This is a genomic window from Actinoallomurus sp. NPDC052274 (genome assembly GCF_040679475.1).
Taxonomy (GTDB): Bacteria; Actinomycetota; Actinomycetes; order Streptosporangiales; family Streptosporangiaceae; genus Actinoallomurus; species Actinoallomurus liliacearum.
The window spans coordinates 60548-82548 of sequence record NZ_JBFAUT010000012.1 but is presented as its reverse complement, the minus strand read 5'-3'; the positions used below and the strand labels follow the sequence as shown (position 1 = coordinate 82548).

Annotated in this window: 19 protein-coding genes; 14 read left to right on the top strand and 5 right to left on the bottom strand. The window is 70.4% G+C overall.

Annotated elements, in window-relative coordinates; genetic code table 11:
- The 6 genes from AB0K82_RS13445 to AB0K82_RS13420 all read left to right on the top strand — a co-directional run bounded on the left by AB0K82_RS13445 (position 1) and on the right by AB0K82_RS13420 (position 8664).
- Positions 1-1209: a glycosyltransferase gene (locus AB0K82_RS13445; RefSeq protein WP_364396167.1), complete on the top strand. Its 1209-nt coding sequence runs from the start codon at positions 1-3 to the stop codon at positions 1207-1209.
- Complete coding sequence (locus AB0K82_RS13440) at positions 1206-2300, top strand: glycosyltransferase family 1 protein (protein ID WP_364396166.1); 1095 nt, start codon at positions 1206-1208, stop codon at positions 2298-2300. The genes AB0K82_RS13445 and AB0K82_RS13440 overlap by 4 nt, the downstream gene beginning before the upstream one ends.
- A gap of 88 nt (positions 2301-2388) precedes the next feature.
- The gene (locus tag AB0K82_RS13435) at positions 2389-3822 is read left to right on the top strand and encodes a polysaccharide biosynthesis tyrosine autokinase (RefSeq protein WP_364396164.1); all 1434 of its coding nucleotides are present in this window, start codon (positions 2389-2391) and stop codon (positions 3820-3822) included.
- Positions 3822-5195 carry an O-antigen polymerase gene (locus AB0K82_RS13430; RefSeq protein ID WP_364396162.1) on the top strand — a complete coding sequence of 458 codons (1374 nt, stop codon included), beginning with the start codon at positions 3822-3824 and terminating at the stop codon, positions 5193-5195. The genes AB0K82_RS13435 and AB0K82_RS13430 overlap by 1 nt, the downstream gene beginning before the upstream one ends.
- A 13-nt stretch (positions 5196-5208) precedes the next feature.
- Entirely contained in the window at positions 5209-6369 is a 1161-nt protein-coding gene (gene rffA / locus AB0K82_RS13425; protein WP_364396160.1) for a dTDP-4-amino-4,6-dideoxygalactose transaminase, read from the top strand.
- A 9-nt stretch (positions 6370-6378) separates the two neighbouring features.
- On the top strand, positions 6379-8664 hold the full coding sequence (locus AB0K82_RS13420; RefSeq protein ID WP_364396158.1) for a hypothetical protein: 2286 nt from the start codon (positions 6379-6381) through the stop codon (positions 8662-8664).
- On the opposite strand, the gene rfbB is transcribed toward AB0K82_RS13420, so the two are convergent.
- Positions 8652-9644 carry a dTDP-glucose 4,6-dehydratase gene (rfbB, locus tag AB0K82_RS13415; protein ID WP_364396156.1) on the bottom strand — a complete coding sequence of 331 codons (993 nt, stop codon included), beginning with the start codon at positions 9642-9644 and terminating at the stop codon, positions 8652-8654. The two genes, AB0K82_RS13420 and rfbB, sit on opposite strands and share 13 nt — an antisense overlap.
- Positions 9641-10708: a glucose-1-phosphate thymidylyltransferase gene (locus AB0K82_RS13410; RefSeq protein WP_364396154.1), complete on the bottom strand. Its 1068-nt coding sequence runs from the start codon at positions 10706-10708 to the stop codon at positions 9641-9643. Before AB0K82_RS13410 ends, rfbB begins: the two co-directional genes overlap by 4 nt.
- 239 nt (positions 10709-10947) lie before the next feature.
- On the opposite strand from AB0K82_RS13410, the gene AB0K82_RS13405 reads away from it, so the two are divergent.
- The 6 genes from AB0K82_RS13405 (at position 10948) to AB0K82_RS13380 (ending at position 15778) form a co-directional block, all read left to right on the top strand.
- The gene (locus AB0K82_RS13405) at positions 10948-11565 is read left to right on the top strand and encodes a class I SAM-dependent methyltransferase (protein WP_364396152.1); all 618 of its coding nucleotides are present in this window, start codon (positions 10948-10950) and stop codon (positions 11563-11565) included.
- A gap of 42 nt (positions 11566-11607) precedes the next feature.
- On the top strand, positions 11608-12600 hold the full coding sequence (locus tag AB0K82_RS13400) for a glycosyltransferase family 2 protein (RefSeq protein WP_364396150.1): 993 nt from the start codon (positions 11608-11610) through the stop codon (positions 12598-12600).
- The gene (locus AB0K82_RS13395; RefSeq protein ID WP_364396148.1) at positions 12597-13304 is read left to right on the top strand and encodes a WbqC family protein; all 708 of its coding nucleotides are present in this window, start codon (positions 12597-12599) and stop codon (positions 13302-13304) included. The genes AB0K82_RS13400 and AB0K82_RS13395 overlap by 4 nt, the downstream gene beginning before the upstream one ends.
- 23 nt (positions 13305-13327) lie before the next feature.
- Positions 13328-13786: a GtrA family protein gene (locus AB0K82_RS13390; protein ID WP_364396146.1), complete on the top strand. Its 459-nt coding sequence runs from the start codon at positions 13328-13330 to the stop codon at positions 13784-13786.
- A gap of 1 nt (position 13787) precedes the next feature.
- Positions 13788-14750, top strand: a complete 963-nt coding sequence (locus AB0K82_RS13385) for a glycosyltransferase (protein ID WP_364396144.1) — start codon at positions 13788-13790, stop codon at positions 14748-14750.
- Between the two features lie 74 nt (positions 14751-14824).
- Positions 14825-15778: a glycosyltransferase family A protein gene (locus AB0K82_RS13380; protein ID WP_364396142.1), complete on the top strand. Its 954-nt coding sequence runs from the start codon at positions 14825-14827 to the stop codon at positions 15776-15778.
- On the opposite strand, the gene AB0K82_RS13375 is transcribed toward AB0K82_RS13380, so the two are convergent.
- Positions 15727-17001 (bottom strand): hypothetical protein, encoded by a 1275-nt coding sequence (locus AB0K82_RS13375; protein ID WP_364396140.1) that lies wholly within the window; start codon positions 16999-17001, stop codon positions 15727-15729. The genes AB0K82_RS13380 and AB0K82_RS13375 overlap by 52 nt on opposite strands.
- 195 nt (positions 17002-17196) lie before the next feature.
- Between AB0K82_RS13375 and AB0K82_RS13370 the strand changes: the two genes are divergently transcribed.
- Entirely contained in the window at positions 17197-18435 is a 1239-nt protein-coding gene (locus AB0K82_RS13370) for a glycosyltransferase (protein ID WP_364396138.1), read from the top strand.
- Positions 18436-18473: 38 nt separating this feature from the next.
- Here the strand turns inward: AB0K82_RS13370 and AB0K82_RS13365 are convergent, their stop codons facing one another.
- Together AB0K82_RS13365 and AB0K82_RS13360 are read right to left on the bottom strand one after the other, a co-directional pair.
- The gene (locus tag AB0K82_RS13365) at positions 18474-19310 is read right to left on the bottom strand and encodes a class I SAM-dependent methyltransferase (RefSeq protein WP_364396136.1); all 837 of its coding nucleotides are present in this window, start codon (positions 19308-19310) and stop codon (positions 18474-18476) included.
- Positions 19297-20697 carry an O-antigen ligase family protein gene (locus tag AB0K82_RS13360; protein WP_364396134.1) on the bottom strand — a complete coding sequence of 467 codons (1401 nt, stop codon included), beginning with the start codon at positions 20695-20697 and terminating at the stop codon, positions 19297-19299. Before AB0K82_RS13360 ends, AB0K82_RS13365 begins: the two co-directional genes overlap by 14 nt.
- Positions 20698-20826: 129 nt before the next feature.
- Here AB0K82_RS13360 and AB0K82_RS13355 point away from each other — a divergent pair, with 129 nt between their 5' ends.
- Positions 20827-21912, top strand: coding sequence for an LCP family protein (locus AB0K82_RS13355; RefSeq protein WP_364396132.1), 1086 nt, complete (start codon positions 20827-20829; stop codon positions 21910-21912).
- Positions 21913-22001 lie beyond the last annotated feature (89 nt).

Below are 22001 nucleotides of genomic sequence, written 5' to 3'. Positions count from 1 at the left end.
ATGACACGAGTGGAAGTCGAAGCGCCATCGGACGAGCGGCCGGACATCGGGGCGATCCCCGTTCCCCGCACAGGGAGCGAGGGAGGCGGCCTCAAGGTCGCGCTCGTCCACGACTGGCTCACGAACCAGGGCGGAGCCGAGCGCGTCCTGTGGAGCCTGCACAAGGCGTTCCCGGACGCGCCGATCTACACGTCGGTCTTCGCACCTCATGCGCTGCCGCAGTTCACGCGCGCCCAGGTACGGACATCTTTTCTGCAGAGGTGGCCCTTCGCCGCCACCCGTCACCAGCTTTATCCGGTTCTCCGGACATTCGCCTTCGAATCATTTGATTTCAGCTCGTACGACGTCGTCATCTCGAGTTGTTCCGCCGAGGCGAAAGGGATCGTGACACGCCCCGAGACACCGCACATCTGCTATCTGCACACGCCCACTCGCTACTATTGGAGCGACCACTACCGCTATGCAAAGAATCCAGGTTTCGGCCCCTTGAACCCAGTCATCCGATTGGCCATGCCCGCCTTCATCCGGCACATGAGGATGTGGGACCTGGCGGCAACGGCCCGAGTGGATGCCTTCATCGCCAATTCGGCGTTCGTCGCGCAGCGGGTGGAGAAGTACTACCGGCGGGACGCCGTCGTGATCCATCCGCCCATCCAGACGCATCAGTTCTCCATCAAAGAGGACGGGCCGGACGATTTCTTCCTCATAGCCGGGCGGTTGGTCCCCTACAAGCACGTGGACCTCGCCGTACGGGCCTGCCGGGACCTGGATCTGCCGCTCGTCGTCGCGGGAACGGGAAGCGAGTTGCCCCGGCTGCGGGCGCTGGCCGGTCCGAGGACCCGCTTCACCGGCCGGGTCAGCGACGAGGAGCTGGCCGGTTACTACCGCCGGGCCAGGGCTCTCATCCACTGCGCCGAAGAGGACTTCGGGCTGATACCGCTCGAGAGCATGGCGAGCGGGCGGCCGGTGATCGCCTTCAACGGCGGCGGTCTGCAGGAGACCGTGGTCGAGGGGCACACGGGGACGTTCTTCGACCGGCAGACCGTCGACTCCCTCAAAGACGCGCTGCGCCGCTTCGACGGGATGCGGTTCGAGCCGGAGGCCCTCCGGCACCACGCCGCGCGCTTCGACGAAGCGGTCTTCATCGAAAAGATCACGGCCTTCGTCACCGCGCTGCGCCGGAGGCCGGCGGAGGTGCCGAAGGCATGAGAGGCGCACGGCCCCTCCGCGTCGCGTTGACCGGCAAGGTCCTGAGTCGCAACGTCGGCGGCAACACGACCTACACCGAACGGCTCTATCACCACCTGGCCGACGTGGGAGTGACGGCCGACGTGCTGCTGCCGCCGGGCGACGGCCGTTCAGGCGTCGCCCGCGCGCTGGCCTACGCCGCCGCGGAGGGCGTCGTCTGGCCGCGTACGGTGGACGACCGGCACGCCGACCTCCTGCACTATCCCGGGGACACCGGCGCACTGGTCCGGGCGAGGGTGCCCGTCGTGGCCACCGTCCACGGCGTTCCGTCGGTCCGTGTCCCGGGTCTCCGGCGCGCCGTGTGGGAGCGGACGTGGCGGCTGCGCGTGGCCCGGCTCACCGAGGTCGCGGCCGCCGTCATCACCGTCTCGGCGAACTCCGCGCGCGAGATCGGACGCGAGTTCGGCGTTCCGGAGGAGCGCCTGCACGTCGTCCCACACGGCATCGACACCGGGCGCTTCCACCCGGACCGCCGCGCGGACGCCCCGCTGCTGGCCCCCCTCCGGCTGCCGGAGCGCTTCGTCCTCCACCTCGGCAATCTCGATCCCCGCAAGAACATCCCGGCCCTGGTCGAGGCCGTCGGCCGGCCGGAGATCAGCCGGCTGGGAGTGCGACTCGTCGTCGCCGGCGGCCCCTTCCGAGGGTCGGAGCCCATCGAACGGCTGCTGGCGGTCACCCCGCACGTGCGGTACCTCGGACAGGTCCCGGCGGAGCTCGTCGCGCCCTTGATGCGAGCCGCGAGCGTCTTCGCGCTGCCATCGAGCCACGAGGGATTCGGACTTCCGGTCGTCGAGGCGATGGCCTGCGGTACACCCGTCGTGACGTCCGACCGGGGCGCACTGCCCGAGGTGACCGGTGGCGCGGCGCACGTCGTCACCGATCTCGGCCCGGCCTCGATCGCCGCGGCGTTGCGCGAGGTCCTCACGGACGACGGACTCACCGCGCGGCTGCGTGCGCGGGGAGAGGCCAACGCGCGCCGGTACGCCTGGACGGAATGCGCCCGGCGGCATCTGGAGATCTTCTCCGGCCTCGTCTCGGGATCGGCGACTTGATCGGCCGCGGAGGTTCCCGCCGGGCCACGTCGGCGCCTCCTCGAAACAGCGGCCTGATCTGCAACGGAGACAACGAGTAGGAGATCGCGTGACGATCAGTGAATTCGTACGTGGGCTTCGCCGGCACCTGGTGTTGCTGGCGATCGCGCCTCTGCTGGGGGCCGCCGTCGCTCAGCTCATCACCATGCTGCAACCCCGATCCTACGAGTCAAAGGCATCGGTCTTCTTCTCGCTCTCCCAGACGACGGACCGGCTCGACCAGGCGTACCAGGGGACCCTGTTCAGCCAGCAGAAGGTGCGGTCCTATGCCGACATCGTCACCACCCCGAAGGTCACCCAGCCCGTCATCGGCGAGCTGGGCCTGCGCGTACGGCCGGACACGCTCGCCAAACGGCTGACCGTCGAGGTGCCCCTCGACACGACCCTGTTGAACATCAGCGTGCGCTACTCCGACCCGGTGATGGCCGCGCGGATCGTGAACAGCGTGACGAGCCATCTGTCCAAAGCGGTGTCGGACCTGGAGCCGCCTCAGCCGGGCCGGCCGTTGCCCATCCAGATCCACGTCGTCCGTCCGGGCACGGTCCCGCTCAAGCCCAGCAGTCCGCGACCGCTGCTGAACGTCGCCATCGGTATCGTCCTGGGGACCATCGCCGGCATCGGGGCCGGGGCGCTCAAGGACGCCCTCGACACCCGGATCGGCCGGGCCGCGGACGTGACCCGGGTCAGCGGTCTCCCGGTGCTCGGCGAGGTTCCGCACGAGGCGGCCGCCCGCAAGCACGTCCTCGTCGACGACACCGACCGGTTCGGCCGGCGGGCGGAGGCCTACCGCAAGCTCCGCACCAACCTGCGGTTCATCGGTGTCGACGACCCGCCGCGGACGATCGTCGTGTCCAGCCCGCACCGCGGCGACGGCAAGTCGAGCACCGCGATGAACGTGGCCTTCTCCCTCGCCGATGACGGCGCGCGTGTCGTCCTCGTCGACGCGGACCTCCGCCGCCCGTCCGTCGCCTCCGCCTTGGGCCTGGTCGAAGGATCCGGCCTCACGAGCGTGCTGGCCGGCCAGGCCAGGGTCTCCGACGTGATGCAGCAGGCCAAGAGACGATCCACGATCAACGTGATCGCCAGCGGGCTCGTTCCGCCCAACCCGAGCGAGCTGCTCGGCACCCGGAAGATGCAGCAGATCCTGGCGGAGCTCCGGGAGGACGCGGACTACGTGATCGTCGACTCGCCCCCGCTCCTTCCCGTCGCCGACGCCGCGGTGATCGCCTCGGGCTGCGACGGGGTCATCCTCGTGGCGCGGGCCGGGAGGACCAAGCACGACGAACTCCGCTCCGCCGCCGAGAGCCTCTCCGCCGTCAACGCCGAGACCCTGGGCGTGGTCGTCAACATGACGAAGTCCACCGCCAACGATCGCTACTACGTCTACACGGGAAGAACCTCGGCGAGCGGCGGCTCCGAGGCGCCGTCGTCTCCCCGGCGCCGCGACGAGGAGGACCCGGTGCCGAGCGCGAGCGTCCGGTGATGAGAACCCTCGGCACGGTGAGCCGCCCGGCCGCGCCCGGCCGGGACGTGCCCACCGGGAAGTCCCTGTGGATCCGCCACGGCACTTGGTGGCTGCATCCCGCCTGGACGGGCGTTCTCGTGGCTCTCCCGTGTCTCGCCGTCACCTGGTACATCCCCGACAAGGACTACCGTCTCTGGTGGCGCACGCCGAAGTACTTCGACTCGGCGGCCTGCCTGACCACGCTGCTCCTGATCGGTGCCTTCGTGGTCGGCGCCATCGCGCCGTCGCTGGCCCGCAGGCGCTCCATCGTCCGGAATTCGCTGGTGACTCCCACGGCGGCGCAGCAGCGGATCCTCGGGCAGGCCGGTCGCGTCTTCGTCGTACTGACGCTGATCGGATACGCCGCCTGGGCCCTCCTCGCCATATCGCGCGGCTACGGCGGCGACCAGCTGGGCAGCGCGCTTCTTCTCGACCGAGACACCCTGATCGCGTCGAAGGAGGAGTACTTCTCGACGGCTCCCGGGGTGACGACGCTGACGCAGTTCGGCCCCCTCGCCATCGTGTGCCTGCTCCTCGACCGCCGCGTCAGCGGCCACCACCACCGTTGGCCCCTGACCGTCCTCGCGGCCCTCGTCCTGGCCAGGGTTTTAATCAACGCGGAACGCCTCGCCCTCTTCGAGACGGTCGTCCCCGTCATCGTGGTGGCCGCGGCCCTGCGATCGGGTCACACCGCCCGGCCACGGCACCGGGTGCGGTGGGCCCTGCTGCCGATGGTCGCCCCGCTGCTCCTGGTGGCCGTCTTCGGGCTCTTCGAGTACACGCGCAGCTGGAGCGACCGCTACCAGCACGAACACATCGGACTCGGCGAGTTCGTCATGCTCCGGCTCGGTGGGTACTACGCGACGGCCTCCAATAACTCGGCGGTGCTCCTCACGCACCTGGCGCCGTACGCGAAACTGCCGTGCTTCACCGTCCCGGTGATCTGGAACTTCCCGATACTCAAGTCGCTGTTCGACGCCCATGGCGGCCTCGACGCGGGCCCGCACCACTGGATGCTGGTGCTGGCGCAATACGGGAATCCGGAGTTCAACAACCAGGGGGCCGTCCTTCCGGCGGTCGCGGACTACGGCCCGGTCGGCGCGCTGGCGTGGTGGGCCGCCATCGGGCTGATGCTGGGCACCTGTTACCGCGCTCTGCGGGCGGGCGAACTGCACGGTCTCGTGCTGTACTCGGTCCTCTACGTGGGGCTGCTCGAGATGGGGCGCATCTTCTACTGGGGGCTCGGTCGCGCCTTCCCGGTCATCGCCGGCGGCATCCTCCTCGCGGTCCTCCTGCGTCGCGCGGGGCCGCGGACGGCGGACGGCGGGCGAGGCAACCTGATCGGCCGATGAAGAGAGGATCCTCATGCCGCTGACCGAAGCGCCGATCGTCCCTTTCAACCGCGCCTACATCACGGGCGTGGAACAGCAGTACATGACGACGGCCATCATGAACGGGCTCCTGGAAGGTGACGGCCCGTTCACGAGACGGGCCAACGCCCTGGTCGCCGAGATCGTCGGTGCGTCCGCCGCGTTGCTGACGACCTCCTGCACCCACGCCCTGGAGATGAGCGCGTTGCTGCTCGACCTCGTTCCCGGTGACGAGGTCATCGTGCCGTCGTTCACCTTCGTGTCGACGGCCACGGCGATCGCCCTGCGCGGCGCGGTCCCGGTCTTCGTCGACTGTCGGCCGGACACCCTGAACCTGGACGAGCGCCGGATCGAGGCGGCGGTCACTCCCCGGACCCGCGCGATCGTCGTCGTGCACTACGCGGGCGTGGCATGCGAGATGGACGCCGTCATGGCGATCGCCGGCCGATACGGCCTCGCGGTGGTCGAGGACAACGCGCACGGGCTCGGCGGCCGTTACAAGGGCCGCCCCCTCGGGTCGTTCGGCACCCTGGCCGCACAGAGCTTCCACGCGACGAAGAACGTCCAGTGCGGCGAGGGCGGAGCGCTGGTCGTCAACGACGCGACCCTCATCGAACGCGCCGAGATCATCCGCGAGAAGGGGACGAACCGGAGTCAGTTCTTCCGCGGCATGACGGACAAGTACCGGTGGGTGGAGAACGGCTCCAGCTATCTGCCCTCGGACATCCTGGCCGCCTTCCTGGTCGCGCAGTTGGAGGCGATCGACGACATCCAGCGTCGTCGCCATCGCATCTGGAACGCCTACGACGAGCGGCTCGCGGACTGGGCCGGAGACAGAGGCGTCGGGCGGCCCACCGTCCCCGACGGCTGCGCGCACCCCGCGCACCTGTACTACCTGCTCCTGCCCGATCTGCCGAGCCGCCAGTCCCTCCTCCGGCACCTGGCGGAACGAGGCGTGCGCGCGGCCTTCCACTACCAGCCCCTGCACACCGCGCCAGGTGGACTCCGTTACGGGCGAGTCGCTCCCGGAGGCTGTCCGGTCACCGAGGACGTCGCCGACCGGATCATCCGGCTCCCCCTGTTCGCGGAGATGAGCGACACCGAACTGGACCTGGTCGTCGAGAGCATCACGTCGTTCAGCGGACCGACCCCTTAAGGAGTGGCAGTGGCACCGGGGACAACGGTCCAGATGTCGAGGCGGGTCGGGAACGAGACCTCGAAGTCCCGCGAGGTCCTCCGATCAGGCTGGATTCCGGCCGCGCTCACACTCGCACTCGCCGTCGCGGTTTCGTACCACTATGGCGTCGCCGCTCGGCAGACGGTCGCGTTCGGCGCGTTCGCCGTTCTCGGCGTGGCGGTGCCGGGGACCCTCCTCGCCCGCGCCCTTCGCGGTCACGCGGCCGGTCTCGCCGAGGACGTGGCGCTCGGCACCGCACTCGGGCACGGGATGACCGTTCTCGCCTACGTCCCCGCCCGGTGGGCCGGGCTGCCGCTGCTGGTGCTCGCCTGGCCGGTCGCGACGATCGTCGCCTTCGTCATGGTGCCGGCGCTTCGTCCGTACTGGAGAGGGGCGGACCGCGCCGACCGGGCCCCGATCGCGTTCTCGTGGGGTCTGGCCACGTTCGTCGCACTGACCGTGGTCGCGAGCGCCACCTCCTTCTTCAGGGCGCACCGGCTGGCCTGGTCCGGGCACGCGCGGCCCTACGTGGACATGCTCTTCCACCTCAGCGTGGTGGGCGAGCTCAAGCACCACGTCCCGCCGACCTCACCGTTCGTGCTCGGCGAACCGCTTCAGTATCACTGGTTCGTGTACGCCGACATGGCGGCGACGAGTTGGGTGACGGGGATCGAGTCCGAGACCCTGTTGTACCGCCTCTTCCTGCTCCCGGTCCTGGCGGCCACGGTCCTGCTGTTCGCGGCGATCGCGCGCCGGCTCACCGGCCGCTGGTGGCCGGCGCTCGTGGCCCCCGGACTCGCGCTGTTCGCGCTGTGCCCGAACCCGTGCGCGTGGGCACCGGGCCTGGGGGCCGACTTCGTGCTGCGGTACAGCGTCCCCTGGTGCAGCCCCACCCAGACGTTCGGCGTGATGCTGTTCGCCTCCGTGGTCCTCCTCCTCGTCACGATCCTCCGGCAGTCGAGGTCCGGGAAGGGTCCCTGGACGATGTTCGCCATCCTGATCACGGCGACGTCGGGGGCGAAGTCGGTCTTCCTGCCGATGCTCTTCGCCGGCCTGATCGTCGTGTCGGCCGTGACCCTGCTCGCACGACGGCGGCTGCACCGGCCCGCCGTCATCGCCGTCCTCATGGTCACGGCGGCCCTGGTCTTCGCGCAGATCGTGATCTACGGTGGGGCCTCCGACGGGCTGGTCGTCCACCCTCTCTCGGTCTTCAGCACGCTCGCCGCGGACATCGGCTCGACGGCCGAGCCCTCTCTTACGCTGAAGCTCGCGGTCGTCGTGGCCTGCGTGTTCGGACTGGGCTGCTTCTGGATCGGGGTGTTCCTGCTCGGGCTACGGCCCAGGACGCTGCTCGACGCGCCGGTTCTGTTGCTCCTCGGAATCGGGGCGGCCGGGTTCGCGGCAGGCGTGGTCCTCCGCTTTCCGGGCAGCTCCCAGCGTTACTTCCTGTACGGCGCGACGCCGTACCTGTGTCTCGCCGCGGTCCACGGACTGGCGGCCGTGCTCCCCCGCCCGGACATCGCCCGGTCGCGTTCGGTACCGGCCCTGGTGGGCGCGCTGGCCGGTGGGATCGCCGTCATCCTGACCGTCCGCCGGCTGGACGGAACGGCCAGGCCCGAGGCCGACGAGATGGTGCGACGGATCGTCGGCCCCGTCACCGTGCTCGTGCTCCTCATCGCCACCCTCGCGGTGACGCTGCTCGTGGCCGGACGCCGGCGCCTCGCGCTGCGGGCGATGTCGCCGGGGGTGGTCGCCGCGTTCGTCATGGGCCTGGCGGTGCCCGCCAGCGTCGCCCACGTGAAGGAGACGTGGCACAACGTCTCCGCCGGGTCGCCGACGACCGTCGTACCACCGGGGACCGTCGAAGCGGGGCGCTGGCTCCGTGACCACTCACGCCCGGACGACGTCGTCGCGACGAACGCGATCTGCACCGCGTCCGACGCCCGCGTCTGCGACCTGAACCACTTCTCGGTGGCCGCCTACACCGAGCGACGCCTCCTCGTGGAGACCTGGATCTACGAGATGAGGACGCAGGACAGGGCGGCGAAGGAGCACGTCGACGACGCCTCCGTACCGTTCTGGGACGGCCGGCGGCTGGCGGACGACGACGCCGCCTTCCATCACCCGTCGCCCGGCACGGTGCGACGGCTGCGCGACCGGTACGGCGTGCGCTGGCTGTTCGTCGACCGGCGGGAGGACCCGCCGGCACCCGGGCTCGACCGGGTCGCGCGCCTGCGGTACGCGGCGGGTGACTGGGCCGTCTACGAGATCTGAGCCCGCCCGGCGCGCGAGGTGAGGGGCCGCCACCACGCCTCGTTCTCGGCGTACCAGCGCACGACCTCGGCGAGCCCCTCGTCGAAGTCGACCTCGGGCCGGTAGCCGAGCCCGCGGATCTTCGTCGTGTCGACGGAGTAGCGAAGGTCATGGCCCGGCCGGTCGGGCACGTACTCGACCATCTCCCAGCCCGCCCCGTGCGCCGCGAGCAGCCGCCGGGCGAGGTCGGCGTTGGTCAGCTCGACACCGCCGCCGATGTTGTACGTCTCCCCCGGCGACCCCTTCTGGAGCACGAGCTGGATGCCGCGACAGTGGTCGGCGACGTGCAGCCACTCCCGTACGTTGCGCCCGTCGCCGTACAGCGGGACCCTCCGTCCGTCGAGCAGGTTCGTCACGAAGAGAGGGATGATCTTCTCCGGGAACTGCCGCGGGCCGTAGTTGTTCGAACAGCGGGTGGCCCGGACGTCGAGGCCGTACGTCTGGTGGTACGCGCGGCAGAGCAGGTCCGCGCCGGCCTTCGACGCGGAGTAGGGAGAGTTGGGCAGGAGGGGATCCGTCTCCACCCAGGACCCTTCGTCGATCGACCCGTACACCTCGTCGGTGGAGACCTGGACGAACGTCTGGACCCCTGACTCTAGGGCCGCCTGGAGGAGCCGTTGCGTGCCGAGCACGTTCGTGTGGACGAAGTCCGCGGCGGCGCCGATCGATCGGTCGACGTGGGTTTCCGCGGCGAAGTTGACGATGAAGTCGTGGCCGGGGACCAGCCGCTCCAGCAGGTCACCGTCCGCGATGTCGCCGCGTACGAAGGTGAGCTCCGGATGCCCCGCCAGCGCCGACAGGTTCTCCGGCCGGCCGGCGTAGGTGAGCTTGTCCAGAACGGTGACCTTGGCGTCCTCGAAGCCCGGATAGGCACCGCGCAGCAGCGCGCGAACATAACTCGATCCGATGAAACCGGCCCCGCCGGTGACGAGAAACCTCATGCCCGTAGCTGCACCTTACTGTGATCGCCCACCATGAGCCGGTGGGCGTTGGGGACGCGCGACGCGCCCGTCACCTCGACGTCCCGTCCGATCAGCGAGTGCTCGATGCGTGGCACGCTCCGGATGGTGGAGCTCCCGAGGACGATGGAGTACTCGATCTCCGCGTCCTCGATCACGCAGTCCTCCGCGATGGAGGTGAACGGCCCGATGTAGGAGCGGACCACCTTGGTCCCGGACCCGATGACGATCGGTCCGCGCAGGACGGAGTCCTCGACGACGGCGCCCGGATGGACGACGACCCGTCCCTCGATCTCCGAACGCCCTCCGATGGTGCCGTCCGTACGAGCCTCGACCCGCTCCAGCAGGATACGGTTGCACTCGAGGATGTCCCGCAGCCGGCCGGTGTCCTTCCAGTACCCGCTGACCAGATACGAATGCACCTTGTGGTCGCGGTTGATCAACCACTGGATCGCATCGGTTATCTCCAGTTCTCCGCGCGCCGACGGGGTGATGGCCCGCACCGCCTCGTGCACGACCGGCGAGAACATGTACACCCCGACGATGGCGAGGTCGCTCCGCGGCGCATCCGGTTTCTCCTGGAGGCTGAGGATGGCCCCGTCGGCGTCGAGTTCGGCGACACCGTAGAACTGCGGCTCCGGGACCCTGCTGAGCAGGAGCTGTGCCGCGTAGGCGCTCGACTGGAAGGCGGCCACCAGATCCGCTATCCCGCCGATGAGGAGGTTGTCGCCGAGATACATCACGAAGTCGTCATCACCGAGGAATTCCCGCGCGATGACGACACAATGCGCGAGTCCCAGCGGCGCTTCCTGCTGAATGTAGGACACTTTCAGCCCGAAGTCCGATCCGTCACCGACCGCGGCTCGGACCTCGTCACCGGTGTCCCCGATGACGATGGCGGTCTCCGTGATCCCCGCTTCGCGGATCGCGTCCAGACCGTAGAAGAGCACCGGCCGGTTCGCCACCGGCACGAGTTGCTTCGCCGAGGTATGGGTGAGCGGACGTAGGCGGGTGCCTCGCCCTCCGGCCAAGACCAATGCCTTCATGAAGCCGGCTCCCCCCGGTTCGGCGCGGTGGCGATACCACGATCGCACGCGCTTCTCATCCGCAGCATCATGGTGGCGGCGTCTTTGCCGATCACTGCCCGAGATCGAATGACCTATTTGCGCACCAGGCGATAGGACACGCCGGTCGCCGCGAATCCATTGCTTAGGATATCTACATCGGCGGATCCGGCCGCTCTGATTGCGAGCAACTCATCGATAACTCGGACAAAAGGAGCGAGATGCAGGAACTACTGCGGGATGTCGAGGCCTACTTCGAGGACAAGATAAAGACGCACGGTGCGACCCATTACGGCGTGGATTTCACTACTCCGAGCGCACAGACGACCCGCTTCGAGCAACTCGTCAAGGTCGTCGACGGCGACACGGCGTTCTCCATCAACGATTACGGTAGCGGATACGGCGCACTGGTGGAGTTCCTGGCGACCCGCTGGACCGACTTCGCCTACTGCGGATTCGATATATCGAAAGCGATGCGGACCGTAGGTGAATCACTTTACGCGAGCGACACGCGGATACGTTTCACCGGTGACTACGGCGAGCTCGACGTGGCCGACTACACCGTGGCCAGCGGTATCTTCAACATCAAACTCGACTGCGACTCCGACACCTGGGAGCGGTACGTCATCGAGGAGGTCGGGCGCATGGCGGCGGTGAGCAAGAAAGGCTTCGCCTTCAACATGCTCACGTCGTACTCCGATCCGGAGCACATGCGGGACGATCTCTATTACGGGGACCCGCTGCTGTACTTCGACCACTGCAAGCGCAACTTCTCGCGCAACGTCGCACTCCTCCACGACTACAACGGATTCGACTTCACGATCATAGTGCGCCTTTAGCGCGCCCCTCAGGCTCCCGAACGGTAATCCTGCGAGGTAACGGTGTTCGTTTCCGTAGTCGTTCCGTGCTATCGATCAGCCCGGACCCTGCCGTCGCTCGTCGGTCGGCTCGCCACCGTCCTGCCGGCGGCTGCCATCGGATACGAGGTCGTGCTGGTGGTCGACGGCAGCCCGGATGACACGTGGGAGGTCGCGGCGGAACTCGCGCGGGACCACCCGGAGGTCCGCGCCATCCGGCTGGCGCGCAACTACGGCCAGCACAACGCCACCATCGCCGGAGTACGCGCCGCCGTGCATGACGTCATCGTGACCATGGACGACGACCTGCAGCACCCGCCGGAGGAGATTCCGCGCCTGCTGGCCGCGCTCACCGACGAGGTCGATCTCGTGTACGGGCACCCGCGTGAGGAGGAGCACGGCATTCTGCGCAATCTCTCCTCCCAGTTGTTCAAGCTCGGGCTCTCCGGACCGCTCGGCGCGCGAGACGCCAGGTCGCTGAGCGCGTTTCGCGCGTTCCGCGCGTTCCTGCGGAGCGGGCTGGACGACGTGACCGGTCCGTTCGTCTGCGTCGACGTCGTCCTGTCCTGGTGCACGAGGAGGGTCCAGGACGTCGAGGTGCGCATGGAGCAGCGCAGCGAAGGAAGGTCCGGCTACACGCTGCGTACGCTACTGCGCCAGGCCGTCAACGTGGTCGTCGCGTACAGTTCGACGCCGCTGCGAATCGTGAGCTACCTCGGGCTGCTCGCGGGCGGATTCGGAGCCTGTCTGTTCGGCCTCGTCCTGTGGAGTTACTTCGCCGGCCACACGAGCGTCGCCGGGTTCACCAGTATCGCCTCGATGATCGCGCTGTTCTCGAGCGCGCAGATGCTCGGCATCGGGGTCCTCGGCGAGTATCTGGGCCGGCTCCACTCCGGCGGCATGGGCCGGCCCACGTATGTGGTGCGAACAGAGGTCGGCGCGACCGGCGCGAGCACGGGTCAGATGCGGGTCCCCGAAGTCGTGTCCCAGCGGTCACAAGAGGGGTGGATGGCGTGAAACGCGTCGCGATAGTGCAGTCGAACTACGTCCCGTGGAAAGGCTACTTCGATCTGATCGCCGCGGTCGATGAGTTCATCCTGCTCGACAACGTGCAGTTCACGACCGGTAGCTGGCGCAATCGCAACCGCGTGAAGACGGCGACCGGCGTCCGATGGCTCTCGATCCCGATCGTCCGCGGCCCACTGAACCGGCCGATCAACGAGGTGGTGGCCGGCGACCCGGACTGGCGTCTCAAGCACTGGCGGGTCCTCACCGACGCCTATCGCAAGGCCCCGTACTGGGCGGACACGGCACCGGTCCTGGAACGACTGTACGAGAGCTGCGAGAGCCTTCGGCTGTCCGCGATCAACCGGCACTTCCTCGAAGGCGTCTGCGACATTCTCGGGATCCGGGCCGGGTTCACCCGGGCCGAGGACTACCACCCGACGGGGTCCAGGACCGAGCGCGTGGTGGATCTGTGCCGGAAGGCCGGTGCCGACGAGTACGTGACGGGCCCGGCGGCCCGCGCCTATCTCGACGAGAGCCTCTTCCACGACGCCGGGATCGGCGTCCACTGGTTCGACTATTCCGGGTACCCGGAGTATCCCCAGATCCACCCGCCGTTCGACCACCAGGTGAGCGTTCTCGACCTCATCGTCAACACCGGACCGGCCGCCGCCCGGTACCTCAAATCGGCCGCCCCGTCGTCCACCCGTTCGTGAGCCACACCCGGAGTGAGCGTGCCATGTCGCGATCGAACGGCCGGACCCCGCTGAGAACCCGTGCCGCGCGCTGGGCCTGGATCTCAGAACTCTTCGGCGAGCGCGTCACCTATCTGCTGGCGGGCGGGGTCACCGCCGTCGTGTACTACGCGATTCTCTGCGTCGGGCTGCTGGCCGTCCGTGACGAGGTGCCCTACCTGTTCGTGGTGGTCGCCAGCCACTTCGTCACCGCCCTGATCGTCTATCCGATGTACCGGCTGGCGATCTTCAAGATCTCCGATGACGACTGGCTGCCCGGCTTCATGCGGTTCTACGCGGTCGGGCTCGGCTTCCTCGCGGCGTCCGTCATCGGCCTGCCGATCCTGGTGGAGTTCGGCGGGGTTCCCCTGTTGGTGGCGCAGGCGCTGATCATCCTGATGAGCCCGCCCCTGAGTTACGCGATAAATCGGACCTGGACCTTCCGGAAGCGAGGCGATGCCTGACATGTCCGCACAGCCACGGATCGCCTGTGTGGTCGCCACGGTCGGCCGGCCGGTCCACCTGGACACGCTCCTGCGGTCACTGGCCGACCAGACCCTGCCACCCAGCCACGTCATCGTCGTCGACCAGAGCACCGACACCAGAACCGCCGACGTCATCGACACCTGGCGCGACCGCCTCCCCCTGCGCCGCCTCACCTCCGCCCGCGGCCTCTCGCTCGGACGCAACACCGGCCTGGCCGCCCTCGACGACGACTACGACATCGCCACCTTCCCCGACGACGACGTCCGCCTCGCCCCCGACGCCCTCGCGAACGCCGCCGCCGCCTTCGCCACCGGCCACCAGATCGGCGCCGTATCCGGCGCTCTGATCACCCCGTCCGGCCGCCTCGACCGGCAAAAGGCCCCGGCCCGTCCGACGCCGCTCACCGAGAGAACGGTCTGGGTCGCCGCCGAAGGCGCCACCAGCGTACGGTCGGCGTTCCTGCGATCCGTCGGCGGATTCGACGAGACGCTCGGCGTCGGCAACCCCACCCCCTGGCAGTCCGGGGAAGGGACGGATCTGCTGCTGCGCGGCCTGCGAGCCGGCTGGACGATCCTCTTCGACCCGGCGATCGCGGTGCATGAGACGTGCGATGAGGACGGACCGGCCGAGCCGAGGTGCCGGGCGAAGGCGCGCCACTACGCGCGCGGCACCGGGCGGGTCCACCGCCGGCACCACGGGATTCGCCGTCAGCTCACCAGCGTGCTCCGCCCGCTCGGCGGCCTCCTGCTGTGCTCGGTCACGGGGCGCGGCGCCGAGGCCCGCTGGCACTGGCAGCGGGCACTGGGCCGGGCCGAGGGGCTGACGGGTCACGTCCTTCCCTACTCCGCCATGCCCGAGCCGCTCGAACAACGCCGTTTCCGCGACGGCGCTCCGGCTCACGGGCCGGACGGGGCGGTGAAGGACCGGGCAATGAAGCGGTAACCTCCGCCGCAAAAGAGGGTCCGCCGCCGCCGGGGCGGCGGCCGGTCCCCCGCCCACCCGCCGATCATCGAGACATGTCCTCACAGCCACGGATGGCATGCGTGGTCGCCACGGTCGGCCGGCCGGTCCACCTGGACACGCTCCTGCGGTCACTGGCCGACCAGACCCTGCCACCCAGCCACGTCATCGTCGTCGACCAGAGCACCGACACCAGAACCGCCGACGTCATCGACACCTGGCGCGACCGCCTCCCCCTGCGCCGCCTCACCTCCGCCCGCGGCGCCTCGCTCGGACGCAACACCGGCCTGGCCGCCCTCGACGACGACTACGACATCGCCACCTTCCCCGACGACGACGTCCGCCTCGCCCCCGACGCCCTCGCGAACGCCGCCGCCGCCTTCGCCACCGGCGACCACATCGGCGTCGTATCCGGCGCGGTGAACTTTCCCGGCGGCCATCGCAGCCACCGGATCTGCGGCGACCGGCGGACCGTCCTGACGAAGGCGACGGTCCGCACCAACACGATCGAGGCGGGATGCTTCTTCCGCGCGGGGTTCCTGCGCGGCGTCGGCGGATTCGACGAGACGCTCGGCGTCGGCAATCCGACCCCCTGGCAGTCGACGGCCGGCCTCGATCTGCTGCTGCGCGGCCTGCGGGCCGGCTGGACGATCCTCTTCGACCCTGCGATCGCCGTCTACGAGACCGGCTACAACGGCACTCCTGAGGACCTCCTCTACCGGGTGAAATGCCGGCACTACGCGCGAGGAGCCGGGCGGGTCTACCGTCGTCACTACGGGCCCCGCCTGATCGCCCCCATCCTGGTCCGCGAGATGGGAGGCGTCGTCTTCTTCCTGGCGACGGGGCGTCGTCGCCGCGCCGCCTGGTGCCTGCAGCAGGTCATCGGCATCCTCGAGGGCCTCACCGGGCGGGTCTTCAGCCAGGTCCGCGCTCCGGAGCCGCTCGAGGCGCGGCGCTTCTACGACACCTCGGCCTGTTCGGTGACCGGGACCGGAGAGCCCGGTGAGTGAGGCTTCTCCGCCCGGCGCCGGGCCAGGATACGGACGAAGACGAGGAAGGTCAGGACGCACCCGAGCGCGTTGAGCGTGGCCAGGCCGACCGCGGCGCCGAACGCGCCGTGCCAGGCCGCGCCGATCGTCGGGCCGAGGAACGCCAGTGCCCCGCCCAGGATCCGCAGGGTGAACTGCTGGCGGACCGCTTCGAGGGCCCGCATCGCACCGCCCATCGTCATGACGATGGTGCTGACGAACTGGACGGCGACGAGCGGCGGCAGCACGACACGCGCGGTGGTCCAGGAACTCCCCACCAACCGGTCGCCCAGGCTCGGCGGCAGCGACAGAATGATGAGCCCCCAGCAGACGGCCACCGTGGCCAGACTTCCGCCGATCACCAGCATCGTCGGCACGAGCCGGCTCGGCGAGTGGGTGATCGCCCGGCGGCATTCCGAGATCGCGATGGTGCGTCCGGCGGCGCAGACCAGACCGACCGGTCCCAGCAGCGTGTTCCCGGCCCGCAGGGCGCCCACGGCCGCGACGCCCGCCACCACGCTGACGGCGAGCGTGCCCGCGTAGGCGGCGGTCGCGATGACGGCGACCTCGACCGCGTACGGGCGGGACAGCCTCCCGTAGTCGCGCCACCATCCACGTACGGCGGTGCAGCGCGGCACGACGCCGGCCTGGGCCATGCCGAGCACGGCCGCCGCCAGCCCGGCGCCCGCCCACATCGTCAGCGCCCACACCAGCCCGGCGCCGGCGGTGAACAGCAGGACCAGCGCCACGGCCTGCGACGCGCCCCAGAACAGGTCGTTCGCCAGAGACTTCGCGCCCTGTCCGAGCGCGATGAACCCCACGCGCAGCGCGTCCTGGACCAACAGGCCGGGCAGCGCCAGCGCCAGGATCACGGCCGCGGGGTCCAGGCCGCCGCGCACCATGAGGGACAGCGGGATGAGGACCGTCGCGGCCACGGCGCCGAAGACCGCCGCGGCACCGGCGCTGTCGGCCAGATGCCGTCTGTCGTGCGACGCGCCGGAGACGCGGACCAGCAGCGGTTCGCTGAAGGTCGCCCGCGACAACTCGACGACGAGGACGTAATAGCCGTACAGCACGGCGAACACGCCGAACTCGGCGCGCGTGACATTTCGCGCCACCATGACGGTCAGCAGCATGTTGGTCGCGGCGGAGACCCCGTAATCGGCCAGGACCCAACCACTGCGCCGCAAGGGTGCTTTGATCATCAATACCGCGCCTTTTTCGTCGTTGGCCACCAGGGATTCCGCGCCGACGTCATCTGTGTATCAGGCTGCGAATGGCGGGCGATCAGGTCGCGATCAACGCTTCTGAAATGGTTCGACAAATACCTTCTCAACAGTTCTGGCGACACGCGGGGCCGGACGGCGGAAAGCCGCCGCGTCGCGGAGAATCCGGAGGAGATGAAGCCGCGCGCCGACGATCCGATCTCGGTCCCGGCCGAGCCCCGCGGCGCGGCCGCGGCCCGGCTCGGGCGGGTCTTCCTGCTGATCGGCCAGCTCGGTCTCGGCGGCACCGAGAAGCAGGTGGTCCTCCTCGCGGACGGGCTGCGCGCCCGGGGCGTCGACGCGCGCGTGCTGGTGATGTTCGAGGGCGGCCCTCGGGAGGACGAGCTCCGTGCCCGCGGTGTCCCCGTCGAGCATCTCGGCTTCCGGCGCAGGCCGGCGGGCCCGCGGATGCTCGCCGGAAACGTCGCCGCCTTCGTGCGGCTGGTCGGCCACCTGCGCCGCACCCGCCCACAGGCGCTGCACGCGTTCCTCTTCCACAGTTACGTGACCGCCGCGCCGGCCGCTCGGCTGGCCGGGACGCCGGTGCTCGTGGCGGGGCGCCGCGGTCTGGCCGGCTTCGTCCGGACCCGCCCGCTGCTGCGGGTCGTCGAGGCGGTGGCGACGCGGATGACGGATCACCTGGTGGCGAACGCCCGCCTCGTCGCCGAGGACGCGCTCCGCGACGGATGGGTCCGCCGCTCCAAGATCACCGTGGTCCGCAACGGGCTGCCCGCCTCGGCGTTCGATCCCGTGGCCCCGGCGGCCGTCCCGGCTCCGTCGCCCGTCGTCCTGTGCGTGGGCAACCTCATCGCGTACAAGGGTCACCGGTACCTCCTGGACGCCGTCGCACGACTGCGGTCGCGCGGCTCGGCCTGCACCCTCGTCCTCGTCGGCGACGGGCCCGAGCGACCCGCGCTGGAGGGCCAGGCCGCACGGCTGGGCATCGACGTCCGCTTCCTCGGCGTCCGCACCGACGTCGGGCCGTTGCTGGCGCGGGCCGACGTCGTGGCCCTGGCCTCGCTCGAGGAGGGCATGAGCAACGCCGTCATGGAGGCGATGGCGGCCGGCCGTCCGGTCGTCGCGACGGATGTCGGCGGCACCGGCGAGCTTCTCGACGGCCGTGGCCTGCTCGTGCCTCCGGCCGACCCGGAGGCGCTGGCCGACGGCGTCGAACGGCTGCTGAGCGATCCCGGTCTCGCGGCCGACCTGGCGGCGAGGGCCCGCGCGTGGAGTCGCGCCCACCTGAGCGCCGATGCCATGGTCGAGCAGCACGTCCGTCTCTACGCCGACCTCGTCGGGCGGGCGCGGCGCCCGACGGCGTTCCGGCCGGCTCGCCGACGCCGGGCGCCGAGGACCCGCCGCGACATCCCCTGACCGGACGCGCAGCGCCGCCGGTCCCGCGAGCTGCGGCCTCAGCCCTCGTGGGAGCGTTCGAAGACGAACTCGTTGCACCCGAGACCGCCTCCGCAGGTCGTCATGCGGCGCAGCGCGAAACCGCGGGACCGCAGGAAGTCGAACACCTCCTCGGGCCTGGCCACCTCGAACGGGAACCCCCCGACCCAGTCGAGGAGGTCATGCCAGGCGGACATGCCACGCGCCCGGACCCGCCCGGCCGGTAGGCGGGCGGCCGGGAGGAAGAGTCGTTCGAGCAGGCGCAGCGGCAGGCGCCGGGCGAGGTAGGCGGCGCTGCCGGCCAGGAGCAGGCGACGCGTCAGCGGACCGGACCTGTTGTAGCGGCGCTTGACCCGCCACCACCTCCGGCTGCGCGGCCCCTGGTCGTTGTACACGGAGACGTAGAGCAGGCCGCCCGGCGCCACCAGGCGGGACGTCGCGTCCATCGCACCCCACAGGTCCCCGGTGTGGTGCAGGACCCCCCACGCGTAGACGATCTCGTACGTGCCGAGCGCCTCGGCGAATCCCGCGTCGAGGATCGACCCCTGTTCGATGCGCCAGTCGCTCCCCGGCGCGAACCGGTCCCGCAGTCCGGCCGCCGTCGCGACGGAGTCGGGGTCGAAGTCGAACGAGCGGACGCGGGCCCCGAGCCGGTGGGCGGCGAGGGAGAACAGCCCACTGCCGCACCCGACATCGAGGAAGGTACAGCCTGCGAGGTCGGTTCGTTCCAGCGGTCCGAGCAGCGAATCGCCGGCGGCCTCGATCCTCGCGTCGTCGACCAGCGCCGCGAACGAGCGCCAGTTCCTGCCGAACGCGAACCGGTCGGCCCGGCGGCCATCCGTTTCAGTGCGGAGCATGCGATCCGGTCCCTTCCCGCGATGCGATCGACCCGGGCGCCGGCGGACGGCCATGCCCATGGCCGGACGATCCGCGGAGGCGAGACGCGATCGAGGGCCGCGCCGAACCGGGGGCCCGGCGAGGCCGCCACGCCAGCAGGCACCCGAGCGCTCCCCAGAACGGCGCGCTGACGACGGGGTTCGCCAGCGGATTGGCGAACATGAGCAGCACCCCGAAGGTCAGCATGACGGCCTGCTGCACCGCCAGTTCGCCGGGGCGCCGGTGGCAGATCCCGAGGCCGAACAGGACGAGGAAGACGAGGAGCGTGGGCACGCCCGCCTCGGCCGCCAGCCGCAGGTAGTCGTTGTGGGTGCCGAGATAGACGGCGAACCCGGGAGACCGCTGCGCGTAGGCGGGGAACATCGAATACCCGATCCCCCGGAACGGGTGGTCCGCGATGACGCGCGCGGCGAGCTCCGCCACCTGCGCGCGCTGTCCGTTGCTGGCGCTGAGATCCGTGGCCGTCCGGTTGACCGCCCCGAGGTTCGCCACGTGCCGTGACAGCCGGCCGAGCATCCCGGTCGCCGCCGCCACGCCCGCCCCCGCGCCGAGCCCGGCGGCGAAGAGGGCATGGGCGTGCCACGACCGGTCGAGGAGGAGTACGCAGGCGACGCCGACGGCCGCCGCCAGGAACGCGCTCCGGGAGTGGGTCTGGACCAGCGCGAGGGCGCAGATCGCCGCGGGCAGGAGCCACCTCACGTTGCGGGCGTACCGCAGCAGCCCCACGGCGGCGACCAGCGGAGCCGCGAGCAGGCAGCCGAGATAGTTCGGATTGCAGCCGAGCCCCGCGAGGCGCGCGTGGACGAACTCGCCGCGGACGAGCACGTACGCGGCCGCGGCGGCGCCGGACAGGACGATGACGCGGGCGACCTGCCGAGGGTGCGGCCTCGACGCGATGAGGAGGCTCGACAGCGCCAGGCCGGACAGCAGCCCCACCAGATCCGCGAGACGACTGAGCTGGAGCGGGGCCGCTCCGCCGAGGATGTGCAGGTGGTCGGCGAACCGGGGGCGCACCGGCGGCGGCGCCACCCGGGTCGTCATCGCGGGGCGGAAGAAGCTCACGAGGAGCAGGCCGGCGAACAGCGCGATCCACAGGTAGCACAGCCGGAACGGCAGGACGCCCGTCGCGAGCAGGGCGGCGACCACCGGTGTGAGCACGGCGGTCCCGGCCACCGCGGCGAACCGGCCGTCGGCCGACGTCCCGCCGAGCACGCTCACGGGCACGAGCAGCAGCACGACCGTCGCCGGTCGCCACAGGTCTCGGAAGCCCGCGGCCGCCGGGCGTGCTGAGCCGGGCGACGCGCCGTCCCGGGAGCCTTCGCCACGGTCGCGGCGGAACACCCCCACGCCGGTCCCTCCTGTCCGAGGCGGCGGGAACATCCGGAAGGCCGTGGCCGTCCCGCACGGTGCGAACGGATATAACTACGGAGCGTAGCAGTCGACGTACCGGCCGGACGGCCGACATCCGGGGGTGCCATGGAAGACGAATCCCAGGACGCGTCCCGGGCGCGCGGAGACGTACCGCCGAGTCCCCGGTGGACGCGGTGGTCTCCGTACGGCCGCGGGCGGTGGCCGTTCGCCGTGCTCGACGTCCTCATCGTGTTACTGATCGGCTGCTGCGCCTTCGCCGAGACGGCACCGCGCCGGGTGGACGCGATCGGGGGCTACTACCCCGGCAGGCCCACGTGGGGGCTCGGGCAGGACTGGCTGCTCGTCCTCTACGACGAGCCCCACGCCGATCGGCTCCGGCACGACGGGCCCCGCCACGACGAGCGTCGCGCGGCCGCGACGCGAGGGATCGGCACGGGGCGGCGTGAGGTCGACACCATCATGCTGCTCCACCTGCCCTCCAACGGCAGGAGGCCCACGCTGATCGACCTGCCGCCCGACGCCTACGCCCCGGTGGTGGCCGGGCACGGCGCCGGCTCTCTCCGGGCCGCGTTCGCGTGGGGCGGCCCCCAACTGCTCGTACGGACGGCCGAGTCCGTCACGCATGTCGGCGTCGAACGGTACCTGCAGATCGGCCTGACCGGCCTCGCGAGACTCGTCGGCCTGGTCGGCGGCGTGCGGATCTGCGCGCGCCCGACCGGCGCGGCCACGGCCGGGGCTCCGCCGTCCGGCACCGTGAGAAGTGCCAGGGCGTCCGGCCCGCCGACGGCCTGCCCCCGGCTCTCCGGGCGCCAGGCGCTCGCGTACCTGCGCACCGCCGCGCACGCGCGCGGCGACCTGGACCACGCCGAACATCAACGCAGGCTGGTCACGGCGCTGGCCCGCGCGATGGCCGGATCCGGCGTGGCCCTCAACCCGGTACGCGCTCTCTCGCTCATGGCGCACGGCACCGGAGCCGTCACGACCGACGAGGGCGCCCATCTGTACGACCTCATTCGCCTGGCGCTCACCCTGCGCGAGACGGGCGACCTCCCGCCCACCGTGATCTCCACCGTCGGCCACGGATCGGTGCCCGGCGTCGGCCGGGTCGTGACGCTGAACCCGGCGGAGGTCAGCGAGATCGCCAGGGCCCTGGTGACCGACTGCCCGAAACCGGGCTGTCCGGATCGGTGACCCGGCTCGATGCGCCGCGGCGCGCGGCCATGCGGGTGACGGCGACCAAGTGTCTGCTACTCTCCGCGACGGAACGACAGCACCGCGTC

What these genes read in the sequence shown, in the direction of transcription:
- AB0K82_RS13445 (WP_364396167.1), top strand. Translation starts at nt 1, where the DNA reads ATGACACGAGTGGAAGTCGAAGCGCCATCGGACGAGCGGCCGGACATC.
- AB0K82_RS13440 (WP_364396166.1), top strand. Translation starts at nt 1,206, where the DNA reads ATGAGAGGCGCACGGCCCCTCCGCGTCGCGTTGACCGGCAAGGTCCTG.
- AB0K82_RS13430 (WP_364396162.1), top strand. Translation starts at nt 3,822, where the DNA reads ATGAGAACCCTCGGCACGGTGAGCCGCCCGGCCGCGCCCGGCCGGGAC.
- rffA (WP_364396160.1), top strand. Translation starts at nt 5,209, where the DNA reads ATGCCGCTGACCGAAGCGCCGATCGTCCCTTTCAACCGCGCCTACATC.
- rfbB (WP_364396156.1), bottom strand. Translation starts at nt 9,644, where the DNA reads ATGAGGTTTCTCGTCACCGGCGGGGCCGGTTTCATCGGATCGAGTTAT.
- AB0K82_RS13410 (WP_364396154.1), bottom strand. Translation starts at nt 10,708, where the DNA reads ATGAAGGCATTGGTCTTGGCCGGAGGGCGAGGCACCCGCCTACGTCCG.
- AB0K82_RS13405 (WP_364396152.1), top strand. Translation starts at nt 10,948, where the DNA reads ATGCAGGAACTACTGCGGGATGTCGAGGCCTACTTCGAGGACAAGATA.
- AB0K82_RS13390 (WP_364396146.1), top strand. Translation starts at nt 13,328, where the DNA reads ATGTCGCGATCGAACGGCCGGACCCCGCTGAGAACCCGTGCCGCGCGC.
- AB0K82_RS13385 (WP_364396144.1), top strand. Translation starts at nt 13,788, where the DNA reads ATGTCCGCACAGCCACGGATCGCCTGTGTGGTCGCCACGGTCGGCCGG.
- AB0K82_RS13380 (WP_364396142.1), top strand. Translation starts at nt 14,825, where the DNA reads ATGTCCTCACAGCCACGGATGGCATGCGTGGTCGCCACGGTCGGCCGG.
- AB0K82_RS13375 (WP_364396140.1), bottom strand. Translation starts at nt 17,001, where the DNA reads ATGATCAAAGCACCCTTGCGGCGCAGTGGTTGGGTCCTGGCCGATTAC.
- AB0K82_RS13370 (WP_364396138.1), top strand. Translation starts at nt 17,197, where the DNA reads ATGAAGCCGCGCGCCGACGATCCGATCTCGGTCCCGGCCGAGCCCCGC.
- AB0K82_RS13365 (WP_364396136.1), bottom strand. Translation starts at nt 19,310, where the DNA reads ATGCTCCGCACTGAAACGGATGGCCGCCGGGCCGACCGGTTCGCGTTC.
- AB0K82_RS13355 (WP_364396132.1), top strand. Translation starts at nt 20,827, where the DNA reads ATGGAAGACGAATCCCAGGACGCGTCCCGGGCGCGCGGAGACGTACCG.